This window comes from Pseudomonas sp. P4_C3 (assembly GCF_056402075.1).
On record NZ_JBFUIC010000149.1, the window covers coordinates 1 to 10797 of the forward strand.

Below are 10797 nucleotides of genomic sequence, written 5' to 3' on the forward strand. Positions count from 1 at the left end.
GCGATGGATCGTGGTTTTCGAACCGGTATTGCCCATCTCGATCCGTACGGCATCGATGCTGGGGTTTTCGCCGCGGGCGAGGATCGCCAACCGAGCGGCTTGAACCACCGCTTTATTTACACCGCCGCGTGCCATGAGTTCTCCCGGGTTTTGATGGTGTGGTACGTACCACGTAAATACACATTGTACCATTCAATCCATAAAGTTAAATACTGAATGCTATTAACACGGGATATACTGGTATTACCCCGTGTGATGACGATTTCAAGGTATTCCTCGAGCTATTTCCGTACACAAACCCTGTAGGAGCGAGCTCGCTCGCGAAAAACCAGAGAGCGCCGCGTGCATTCAGACGGCCAGCGTCATCGTTAACGATCATCGCGAGCAAGCTCGCTCCTACAATCAGTCAACACAGGTTTTGCAATGACCGAGCTGGATCGTTACCTGCAGGCTGCGACACGCGACAACACTCGCCGCAGCTATCGCGCGGCCATCGAACACTTTGAGGTGACATGGGGTGGTTTTCTGCCGGCCACCGGCGACAGCGTGGCGCGGTATCTGGTGGCGCATGCCGGGGTGTTATCGATCAATACGCTCAAGTTGCGGCTTTCGGCGCTGGCGCAGTGGCACAACAGTCAGGGCTTTGCCGATCCCACCAAGGCGCCGGTGGTGCGCAAAGTATTCAAGGGTATTCGTGCGCTGCACCCGGCCCAGGAAAAACAAGCCGAACCCTTGCAGCTTCGGCATCTGGAACAGGTGGTCAGTTGTCTGGAACTAGAAGTGCAAACCGCCAGGGCCGCAGGCGACCGGCCGGGTTTGCTGCGGGCCAGGCGCGACATGGCGTTGATTCTGCTGGGCTTCTGGCGCGGCTTTCGCAGTGATGAGTTGTGCCGGCTTCAGGTTGAACACGTGCAGGCCAGCGCCGGTTCCGGCATCAGTCTCTATCTGCCGCGCAGCAAGAGTGATCGTGACAACCTCGGCAAGACCTATCAGACGCCGGCCTTGCAACGCTTGTGTCCGGTGCAGGCTTATATCGACTGGATTACCGAGGCGGCACTGGTACGTGGGCCGGTGTTCCGTGGCATCGACCGTTGGGGGCATTTGGGTGAGGAGGGATTGCACGCCAATAGCGTTATTCCGTTATTGCGTCAGGCGTTGGCGCGGGCGGGTATCGCCGGCGAGCTTTACACCAGTCACTCCTTGCGCCGTGGCTTTGCGACCTGGGCGCATCAAAGTGGCTGGGATTTGAAGTCGCTGATGAGCTATGTAGGCTGGAAAGACATGAAGTCAGCCATGCGTTACATCGAAGCCAGTCCGTTCCTCGGCATGGCGCGCATCACAGAAAAGCCCGTGTCACCCTAGATACCGTTTTCTTCTATTAATACAGCTGGCTAATAGCGAAAGCCAATCAGCAGCATCAGGTTTGCCAATGAGCCTTCCGTTCGTCGAGTGGGTAAAGTTCTCTCCATCAACTTCTTAACCCCTGACGGAGAGTCAACGATGCCTATCATCAACAGCCAAGTTAAACCGTTCAAAGCTGACGCATTCAAAAATGGCGACTTCGTAAAAGTCTCGGACGCTGACCTGAAAGGCAAGTGGTCTGTGGTGTTCTTCTACCCGGCCGACTTCACCTTCGTCTGCCCGACCGAGCTGGAAGACCTGGCCGACAACTATGACGCGTTCCAGAAGCTGGGCGTCGAGATCTACAGCGTTTCTACCGACACCCATTTTGCCCACGCTGCCTGGCACAACACTTCGCCAGCCATTGGCAAGATCCAGTACACCATGATCGGCGACCCGACCCACGCGATCTCCCGCAACTTCGACGTGCTGATCGAAGAAGCCGGTCTGGCTGACCGTGGCACCTTCGTGATCAACCCTGAAGGCCAGATCAAGATCGTTGAACTGAACGACGGCGGTGTAGGCCGTGACGCTTCCGAGTTGCTGCGCAAAATCAAGGCAGCCCAGTATGTCGCTGCTCACCCAGGTCAGGTTTGCCCAGCCAAGTGGAAAGAAGGCGAGGCCACTCTGGCACCGTCCCTGGACCTGGTCGGCAAGATCTAAGTCTGTGACGCYCTTCATCAGGGCGGACTTCCGCACCTTCTAAGCAAGCTGCACCGCCCAATAAAAACGCCCGGGCGAGATTCGCTCGGGCGTTTTTTTGTCTCAAGAATTCAAGGAAATCGCCCGTATGTTGGACACCAATCTTAAAGCCCAGTTGAAATCGTACCTGGAACGGGTCACCCAGCCGATCGAGATCGTTGCTTCCCTCAACGACGGTGCGAAATCCCAGGAAATGCTCGAACTGTTGAAAGACGTTGCCAGTCTTTCCACCCGGATTACTTTGCTCGACAACGGTGATGATGCGCGCAAGCCGTCGTTCTCGATCAATCGCCCCGGGGCCGATATCAGCCTGCGTTTCGCCGGCATCCCGATGGGCCATGAATTCACCTCCTTGGTGCTGGCCTTGCTGCAAGTCGGYGGTCACCCGTYCAAGGCCAGTGTCGAAGTGATCGAACAGATCCGCTCGCTCAAGGGCGAGTTCAACTTCGAGACTTACTTCTCGCTGTCCTGCCAGAACTGCCCGGACGTGGTCCAGGCGCTGAACCTGATGGCGGTACTGAACCCGAACATTCGCCACGTCGCCATCGACGGCGCGCTGTTCCAGGCTGAAGTCGATGAGCGCCAGATCATGGCGGTGCCGAGTATCTACCTCAATGGTGTGAACTTCGGTCAAGGCCGCATGGGTCTGGAAGAAATCCTCGCCAAAATCGACACCAGCGGTATCGAGCGCCAGGCCGAGAAGATCAGCGCCAAAGACGCTTTTGATGTGCTGGTGGTCGGCGGTGGGCCAGCCGGCGCCTCGGCGGCAATCTACGCGGCCCGTAAAGGCATTCGCACCGGTGTCGCGGCCGAACGTTTTGGTGGGCAGGTGCTCGACACCATGGCCATCGAGAACTTTATCTCGGTGCAGGAAACCGAAGGGCCGAAACTGGCCGTGGCCCTGGAGGAGCACGTCAAACAGTACGACGTGGATATCATGAATTTGCAACGCGCAGACAAATTGATCACTGGCAAAGAAGGTGAGTTGCACGAAGTCCACTTCGCCAGCGGCGCGAAGCTCAAGGCCAAGACCTTAATTCTGGCGACCGGCGCACGGTGGCGTGAAATGAACGTTCCGGGCGAGCAGCAATACCGCAACAAAGGCGTGGCGTACTGCCCGCACTGTGACGGCCCGCTGTTCAAGGGCAAGCGCGTGGCAGTGATTGGCGGCGGYAACTCCGGCGTSGAAGCGGCSATCGATCTGGCCGGYATCGTGTCCCATGTCACGCTGCTGGAGTTCGATGTGCAGCTGCGTGCCGATGCGGTATTGCAGCGCAAGTTGCACAGCCTGCCGAACGTCACCGTGATCACTAGTGCTCAAACCACTGAAGTCACCGGCGACGGTCAGAAGGTCAACGGCCTGCGCTACAAGGATCGTCAGAGCGACGAGTTGCGCAGTGTGGAACTGGAAGGAATCTTTGTGCAGATCGGTCTGCTGCCCAACACCGATTGGCTCAAAGGCACCATTGAGTTGTCACCCCGTGGCGAGATCATCGTCGATGCCCGCGGTGAAACGTCGGTGCGGGGTGTGTTCGCCGCCGGCGATGTGACCACCGTGCCATACAAGCAAATCGTGATCGCAGTGGGCGAGGGCGCCAAGGCTTCCCTGAGTGCCTTCGATCACTTGATCCGTACTTCTGCCCCGGCATAAACCCCGGCGCTGAAAACACAAAACCCCATGAATGATCATGGGGTTTTTTTGTCTTGCACGTCACTTATGTAGGAGCGAGCTCGCTCGCGATGGTCGTCAACGATAACGCTGGTTGGCAGGTGCCCCGCGGTGTTCTCAGGTTTATCGCGAGCAAGCCCGCTCCTACAGTGGCGCTGGCTGAATGATCTCGATCCAGTAGGCGTCCGGGTCCTTGATGAACGCCAGGCTCTTCATACGACCATCGCTCAAGCGTTTCTGGAAATCGCAGCCCAGTGCTTCAAAGCGCTCGCACGCGGCGACGATGTCCGGTACCGAGATGCAGATATGGCCGAAACCGCGGGGGTCGGTGTTGCCATTATGGTAGGCGAAATCCGGATCGTTCTCGGTGCCATGGTTGTGGGTCAGCTCCAGGATGCCGGGGATCGATTTCATCCACTCGGTGCGCGCGACGGCATCGGCCGGGATCTGGTTTTTGTCGACCAGCGCCAGGAAATACAGACTGAACTCGGCTTCCGGGAAGTCGCGTTTTTCCACCAGCGTAAAGCCCAGAATGCGTGTGTAGAAATCCAGGGACTTGGTGATGTCCTTGACCCGCAGCATGGTGTGGTTGAAGACAAACTTCTGCGTGGCGGCGTCCGGTTGGGCGGTGACGCCGGGGAAGGTGTTCAATTCGTGCAGGCTCATGGGCCCTCCGGGAAATATGTGGGCTAACGAATGGCGACAATGATACGCAAGGGCTCGGACATCACCAAACCCAAACAGTCGGCTATTGCCTGACAGCCGGCCTGGGCCCAGACTTTACGGCTTGATCCGTGAGTGCCCATTGCAATGATTCGATTCCGTAACGTGCTGTTCATCTTGCTAAGCGTGCTTTCGCTGGCTGGCGTTGCCCGCGCCGATGCGCCAGTAGTGACCTGGCCGGAAGGCTGGCAGGTCGAAGTCGTGCCTGAATCGGCGTCTGGGGTCAGTCGCCAGCGGGCGGTAAAAAATGATCAGAATGGATCGCCGCTCATGGTGATGGAACTGACCATGAGTCCGGTGCAAAGCGATCACCAGGTAAACCTCGAAGGCGTATTGCTGGAGATGCGCAAGTCAGTTCAAAAAGACTTCTTTCAGGGCGGGTATCAAAGTGTCTGTACGCGCATTCATTCGACTACGTTGAGTCGATTGGCCGCGCTGGAAACAACCTGCACCATCACGCAAAATGGCAGGCATGTGCTTTCTCAAACATTGGTGGCTGCGGTGGATGCCGATAAGGCCTATGTTCTTTCCTACGCCGGGCAGGCTGAGGCTTATAAGGCGAGCCAGGATGAAATAGACGCTGCCCGAAACAGCTTGAAACTTTAGTAAGCGACAGTGCTTTTTCGATGCATGAAGAAAATTTTAGATATCCAAATGGATTAAGCACAAAGTTGGTGGCAGTCAGGTAGTTGGCTGGTGTCCGCCCCGGGCATTTAGATAACCCATGAAAAAGCCCTGCATAAGCAGGGCTTTTTTGTCGCCGCGAGAGTTAGCCGCGCAGCCACGAATCAACGGTGGCTGCACCGTACTGTTCTTTCCAGGCTTTCAGGCCGCGGTGGTTGCCGCCCTTGGTTTCAATCAGCTCGCCGGTGTGCGGGTTCTGATAAACCTTGACCACACGGGCGCGGCGGGTTTTAGGTGCGGCTGCCTGCTGCAGGCCGGATTTTGCCGGGTTGGGGTCGAGAATGGCGATGATGTCGCGCAGGCTCTTGCCATAGGTTTTCATCAAGCCCTGGAGCTTTTCTTCGAATTCAATTTCTTTCTTGAGCCCGGCATCGTTCTTCAAGGACTCCAGCTGCTTGAGCTGTTCTTGAAGAGCCTTTTCGGCTGCACGGAATTCAGCGAGTCTGGACAATATCTTTACTCCAATAGTGTGTTTGGCTGATACCAACCGCAAACAAAGCTATAAGCCAAGAGCCTTGAAGCGACTCGGTGATAGTGGCTCACCTGCCAATTTAGCACAGGCATGTAAAATTGTAGTAGTTAATTGGCCAAGAGTAAATCCTGTCTTTTTTTTCATGTAACGGCAGTAGTGTTTTGATTCAAATTGGTGCGTGTGGTCGTTGTTTTATCGGTTAAATCCGCTAGTTAATGGTTGCTTAATGCACTAATGAACTCCGCGCCGGGCATGGGTTTGCCGAACAGATAACCTTGCAGGAAGTTGACCTGATGAGCGCTCAGGTAATCACTCTGTTCACGGGTTTCGACACCTTCGGCCACCAGGGCAAGGTCGAGCTTGGCCGCCAGCTCGATGATGCTGTCCAGGATGTGGCTGGAGAGTGTGTCGATGCCGATCATGGCGACAAAGCTCTGGTCGATTTTCAGGAAGTCCACATTGAACTGCCGCAGGTAGCCAAGGCTCGAGTGGCCCGTGCCGAAGTCGTCGATGGCGATTTTCACGCCTAGTTCGCGAAGTTGCTCCAATAGTTGCAGGGTGATGGTCGTGGGCACGATCAGTTCACGTTCGGTCAGTTCCAGCACCAGATGGATCGAGCCCGGCTCGAACGCATCGAGAAACTCGCGACAATCCTTGACCAGCTCCAGGTCCTGACAATGGCTGGCGGTGATATTGATGCCAATGTGAAACGGCTTGTTGAATCTGGCGGAGTGCGGGGCGAGCAGGGCGGCGGTTTGTCGCATCAGCGAGCGGGTCATTGGTACGATCAGCCCGGAGTGCTCGGCAAACGGGATGAACAGGTCCGGACGCACCAGACCTTCCTTCGGATGTTTCCAGCGCATCAGCACTTCCGCGCCGGACCAGTTTTTGCTGTCGCCATGCACCACGGGCTGGAAATACGGAATGAACTCTTGAGCTTCCAGTGCCCGCTGCATTTCCTGGGTGGGTGCCGATGAGCGTTTTTGCAGGAAATGACCGATTGACCCGGCAATCACACCGAAGAAAATCAGCAAGCTGAACAATGGCGGATATTCGTTTCTCATGTATCGCCAGGTTTCGCCTTCGGGAAAGCCGGCTTCCACGGCAAAAGCATAGTGCCGGGAGGCCAATCGACTTTGCGCAACGGGCAGGTCCGGCGCGGCGCCCCTGTGAACCTTGCCGTCGGCGGCTATCCAGTCCGGGCCTACTTGCAGCAAGAGCAAGGTCTTGCGGCCGATCAAACGCAGAATATGACTCAAGTGATGACCATAGAGGGTCGTCAGTGCCCCTTTTTTTCCTTCGCTCAGGCGGTATACCAGCAAGGCGGTGTCGGGCGTTACCGGATTGCCGTTCCTGAGCCATAAGGCGCCCTGGGTGTAGTCACCGGGGTTGACCTTCTCCTGGTAGTCGCCGAACAGAGAGCTGCAATAGAGGTTGTTGTTCCACACCAGATTGGTTGAACTCACGAAGGGGCGGCGAGTGACCTGCTCGCGCAGGGCCAGACTGACGTCAGCGCAACTTTGGCCCGCCAGTGGCAGCAGTTCACGAGCGGCCTGGGCGCTGTTGTCGAGCATCAAGTCGAACTGGCGAATCGCTTCTTCGGCGGTTTGTTCGGCATTTTGTTTGAGCGCACGCCCTGCTTGCATGTAAAGAATGGCGGCCCCCAGCAGCACCGGGAGCAATCCACTGATCAGGGTGACAGCCATTCTTGTGCTGCGACTGCGGGTTTTGGCTTTCAGCGGCATTCGCGAATCCTGTCACGAAGAAGTAAGGCTCTCAAACGCTGGCAGGGCAAAACGCCTCCCACGAAGAGTTCGGGTACGGGCCATGATAGTTGGCCCTTGGCGGTTATGCCGCTCAACGCCAGTCAAGGCTTTCGGCCAGTTTGATAAAGGCCAGCGTCGCGGGTGATGCCTGGCGTCGATCGAGCACCGCCAGGCCGACTTGGCGCAACACTGCCGGCGACAGCGGTTTTTTCACACAGCGGCCGTCAATTTGATTGGGCAATGAACCTTCGGCAACTACCGTCACCCCGTCGCCACGAGTGACGACATCCAGGGTGCTGATCAACTGTGAGCAGCGATAACGGATGTTGGGCGTCAGTCGGGCCGCCGTGAACAGGCGTGAAACCAGCTCCGAAGAACCGGCCTCGGTCAGCACAAACGGGAAATCGCATAGATCCTTCAGACTGAGGCTGTCGTGAACCGCCAGCGGGTGGTCGGCGGGCAGTAGCGCGACCATCTGGTCTTCGATCAACGCGACCGTGTCGAAACGCTCCTCGGGCAACACAACAAAGCCGATGTCGATCCGTCGTTCCTCTAGCCACTGGAGCACCTGGCGGTCGGGGCCTTCGTCGATATGCACCTCTATGCCGGGATGGGCGGCGCGGAACTGCTGCAGAATCAACGGCAGCAATTTGATCGATGAGGTCGGGCCGAAGGAGCCGATGCGCAGCGTGCCGCGTTTCATGCCCCTCGCATCGGCCGCTTCCTGGCGCAGGGTGTTGGCCAGGCCGAGCATCGTTCGGGCGCGCAGCAACAACTGCTGGCCAATGTCGCTCAACTCGACCCGGGATTGATGGCGGCGCAACAGCTCGACACCCAACTCCAGTTCCAGGGACTTCAAGGCATGGGACACCGCCGATTGGGAAATACCCAGGCGATTGGCTGCTGCCGTGAAGCCTTGGAGTTCGGCCACGAGGGAGAAAATCTCCAGTTGAGTGAGGGTCATGAGTGTTTGCTCATTTTACGATGACTGGGTATTAGTCAAATGATACGTCATCTCTCCAATATCCGGTCCTGGAATCTAATGACGATCTGCGAGCAAGCGCTGTCAAAACCCTCGGATCTGCCGGTGTATCTGAAACTGGCGGCGGTCACCATGGTGTGGGGTGGCACCTTCGTTGCCGGACGCTATCTGGCCGATAGCCTCAACCCACTGCTGGCGGCCAGCCTGCGGTTTCTACTGGCCAGCGTGGCGTTGCTGCTGTTTGTGCGCATGGCGCGGATACCGATGGTTCGGCCTAGCGCCCGGCAATGGCTGCAATTGCTTTTGCTTGGCTTTTTCGGGATTTTTTTTTACAACCTGTGCTTCTTTTACGGCCTGCACTACATCAATGCTTCACGGGCATCCTTGATCGTGGCACTGAATCCGGCCGTGATCGGGCTGGCCTCCTGGCTGCTGTTCAAGGAGCGTTTGAACAAGGCAAAAGTCGTGGGTATTGCGATCTGCATGGCGGGCGCCAGCATGGTGATCGTCAGCCGCGATCCGCAATTACTGGCCGGCGGTGTCGGTGTCGGTGCTGGTGCCTGGCTCGGCGATCTGCTGATTTTTGGCTGTGTCCTCGGCTGGGGAGTCTACTCGCTGTTCTCCAGAGAGCTGAACCAGACCCTGGGACCGGTGCAAACAGTGACCTATTCGATTTTGCTCGGMACCGGCATGCTCTGGATGACTAGCATCGTCCGCGGCGAGGTGAGTGTCGCCGCGATCAGCCAGCTGGGTGCACAGCAATGGTTGAGCCTTTTGTACCTGGGCGTGCTGGGTTCGGCGCTGGCCTATATCGGCTATTACGAAGGCATCCGCAAAATCGGCGCGATGCGTTCCGGGGTGTTCATTGCCTTGAACCCACTGACGGCGGTAGTCCTTGGCGCGCTGCTGCTGGGTGAGCCGCTGACGCTGGCCATGTGTCTGGGCGGCGGGCTGATATTGGCAGGGATTTTCCTGTGCAATAAACCCCTTGCACGAGCAGGGAAAAAGGGGATTTGATACAGAAGGCGGACAAACTGATTTACGCTGTGTAGAATCGGTTTACGCATACAATAATAATCGTCTTCTGGCAGCAGAAGCCTCGCCCGCAAGAGCCTTGGGTCGACAATGAAGATATTCGGGTTTCAACTGATCTACGGTGACTTTCTCGCCCGCAGTGTGCGGGGCATCTCCTGTGCGCCACCCGCCAGTCTCAGCATTGCTTACAACTAACCTTTGTTAATTGATAAAAAAATGATGAGGCGCCGACCATGGCAGATCTATACGAAAACCCAATGGGCCTGATGGGCTTTGAATTCATCGAGCTCGCATCGCCAACCCCGAACACCCTGGAGCCGATCTTCGAGATCATGGGCTTCACCAAGGTGGCGACCCACCGTTCCAAGGACGTGCACCTGTATCGCCAGGGCGCGATCAACCTGATCCTCAATAACGAACCCCATAGCGTGGCCTCGTACTTTGCGGCCGAGCACGGTCCGTCGGTGTGCGGCATGGCGTTTCGCGTCAAGGATTCGCAAAAAGCCTACAAGCGTGCCCTGGAACTCGGCGCCCAGCCGATCCACATTGAAACCGGCCCGATGGAGCTGAACCTGCCGGCGATCAAAGGCATCGGTGGCGCGCCGCTGTACCTGATCGACCGTTTCGGCGAGGGCAGTTCGATCTATGACATCGATTTCGTGTTCATCGAAGGCGTGGACCGCCACCCTGTTGGCGCCGGCCTGAAGATCATCGATCACCTGACCCACAACGTGTATCGCGGTCGCATGGCCTACTGGGCCAACTTTTACGAGAAGCTGTTCAACTTCCGCGAAATCCGCTACTTCGACATCAAGGGCGAGTACACCGGCCTGACCTCCAAGGCCATGACCGCGCCCGATGGCATGATCCGCATTCCGTTGAACGAAGAATCGTCCAAGGGCGCCGGGCAGATCGAAGAGTTCCTGATGCAGTTCAACGGCGAGGGCATCCAGCACGTTGCGTTCCTGTCCGATGACCTGCTCAAGACCTGGGATCACCTGAAAAGCATCGGCATGCGCTTCATGACCGCGCCGCCGGAGACCTACTACGAAATGCTCGAAGGCCGTCTGCCGAACCACGGCGAGCCGGTCGGTGAACTGCAAGCGCGGGGCATTTTGCTGGACGGTTCGTCCGAGTCGGGCGACAAGCGCCTGCTGTTGCAGATCTTCTCGGAGACCCTGATGGGGCCGGTGTTCTTCGAATTCATCCAGCGCAAGGGCGACGATGGTTTCGGCGAAGGTAACTTCAAGGCACTGTTCGAATCCATCGAGCGTGACCAGGTGCGTCGTGGTGTTCTTTCAACCGACTAAGCCGTTACACCGATAAAAACTGTGGGAGCGAGCTTGCTCGCGATGGCGGTTGT

At 57.2% G+C, this 10797-nt stretch carries 11 protein-coding genes; 6 read left to right on the plus strand and 5 right to left on the minus strand.

Annotated elements, in window-relative coordinates; all coding sequences use genetic code 11:
- Positions 1-135, minus strand: a 135-nt coding sequence (locus tag AC1DVH_RS20245) for a DNA-binding protein (protein ID WP_477755303.1), incomplete at its 3' end; no start/stop codon positions are given.
- A gap of 288 nt (positions 136-423) precedes the next feature.
- Here AC1DVH_RS20245 and AC1DVH_RS20250 point away from each other — a divergent pair.
- From AC1DVH_RS20250 to ahpF, 3 genes are all read left to right on the plus strand, one after another.
- Complete coding sequence (locus tag AC1DVH_RS20250; RefSeq protein WP_477755296.1) at positions 424-1362, plus strand: site-specific integrase; 939 nt, start codon at positions 424-426, stop codon at positions 1360-1362.
- Between the two features lie 138 nt (positions 1363-1500).
- Positions 1501-2064 carry an alkyl hydroperoxide reductase subunit C gene (ahpC, locus tag AC1DVH_RS20255; RefSeq protein WP_007975937.1) on the plus strand — a complete coding sequence of 188 codons (564 nt, stop codon included), beginning with the start codon at positions 1501-1503 and terminating at the stop codon, positions 2062-2064.
- Positions 2065-2191: 127 nt separating this feature from the next.
- On the plus strand, positions 2192-3754 hold the full coding sequence (gene ahpF / locus AC1DVH_RS20260) for an alkyl hydroperoxide reductase subunit F (RefSeq protein WP_477755297.1): 1563 nt from the start codon (positions 2192-2194) through the stop codon (positions 3752-3754).
- Between the two features lie 162 nt (positions 3755-3916).
- Here ahpF and gloA read toward each other — a convergent pair whose 3' ends face one another.
- Entirely contained in the window at positions 3917-4438 is a 522-nt protein-coding gene (gloA, locus tag AC1DVH_RS20265) for a lactoylglutathione lyase (RefSeq protein ID WP_477755298.1), read from the minus strand.
- Positions 4439-4582: 144 nt separating this feature from the next.
- Here gloA and AC1DVH_RS20270 point away from each other — a divergent pair, with 144 nt between their 5' ends.
- Positions 4583-5101 carry a DUF4946 domain-containing protein gene (locus tag AC1DVH_RS20270; RefSeq protein WP_477755299.1) on the plus strand — a complete coding sequence of 173 codons (519 nt, stop codon included), beginning with the start codon at positions 4583-4585 and terminating at the stop codon, positions 5099-5101.
- A gap of 163 nt (positions 5102-5264) precedes the next feature.
- On the opposite strand, the gene AC1DVH_RS20275 is transcribed toward AC1DVH_RS20270, so the two are convergent.
- The 3 genes from AC1DVH_RS20275 to AC1DVH_RS20285 all read right to left on the minus strand — a co-directional run bounded on the left by AC1DVH_RS20275 (position 5265) and on the right by AC1DVH_RS20285 (position 8381).
- Positions 5265-5630: a histone-like nucleoid-structuring protein, MvaT/MvaU family gene (locus AC1DVH_RS20275; RefSeq protein ID WP_008075430.1), complete on the minus strand. Its 366-nt coding sequence runs from the start codon at positions 5628-5630 to the stop codon at positions 5265-5267.
- A 233-nt stretch (positions 5631-5863) separates the two neighbouring features.
- Positions 5864-7396: an EAL domain-containing protein gene (locus AC1DVH_RS20280; RefSeq protein ID WP_477755300.1), complete on the minus strand. Its 1533-nt coding sequence runs from the start codon at positions 7394-7396 to the stop codon at positions 5864-5866.
- A gap of 112 nt (positions 7397-7508) precedes the next feature.
- A complete protein-coding gene (locus AC1DVH_RS20285) occupies positions 7509-8381 on the minus strand; it encodes a LysR substrate-binding domain-containing protein (RefSeq protein WP_477755301.1) in 873 nt (290 codons plus the stop codon).
- Positions 8382-8459: 78 nt separating this feature from the next.
- Between AC1DVH_RS20285 and AC1DVH_RS20290 the strand changes: the two genes are divergently transcribed.
- Positions 8460-9416 carry a DMT family transporter gene (locus tag AC1DVH_RS20290; RefSeq protein ID WP_477755302.1) on the plus strand — a complete coding sequence of 319 codons (957 nt, stop codon included), beginning with the start codon at positions 8460-8462 and terminating at the stop codon, positions 9414-9416.
- A 251-nt stretch (positions 9417-9667) separates the two neighbouring features.
- Positions 9668-10744: a 4-hydroxyphenylpyruvate dioxygenase gene (gene hppD, locus AC1DVH_RS20295; protein WP_223463079.1), complete on the plus strand. Its 1077-nt coding sequence runs from the start codon at positions 9668-9670 to the stop codon at positions 10742-10744.
- The last annotated feature ends 53 nt before the right edge of the window (positions 10745-10797 follow it).

Excerpts from the sequence above, each read along its gene's own strand:
- AC1DVH_RS20280 (WP_477755300.1), bottom strand. The coding sequence starts at position 7,396 with ATGCCGCTGAAAGCCAAAACCCGCAGTCGCAGCACAAGAATGGCTGTC.
- AC1DVH_RS20250 (WP_477755296.1), top strand. The coding sequence starts at position 424 with ATGACCGAGCTGGATCGTTACCTGCAGGCTGCGACACGCGACAACACT.
- ahpC (WP_007975937.1), top strand. The coding sequence starts at position 1,501 with ATGCCTATCATCAACAGCCAAGTTAAACCGTTCAAAGCTGACGCATTC.
- AC1DVH_RS20285 (WP_477755301.1), bottom strand. The coding sequence starts at position 8,381 with ATGACCCTCACTCAACTGGAGATTTTCTCCCTCGTGGCCGAACTCCAA.
- hppD (WP_223463079.1), top strand. The coding sequence starts at position 9,668 with ATGGCAGATCTATACGAAAACCCAATGGGCCTGATGGGCTTTGAATTC.
- AC1DVH_RS20270 (WP_477755299.1), top strand. The coding sequence starts at position 4,583 with ATGATTCGATTCCGTAACGTGCTGTTCATCTTGCTAAGCGTGCTTTCG.
- gloA (WP_477755298.1), bottom strand. The coding sequence starts at position 4,438 with ATGAGCCTGCACGAATTGAACACCTTCCCCGGCGTCACCGCCCAACCG.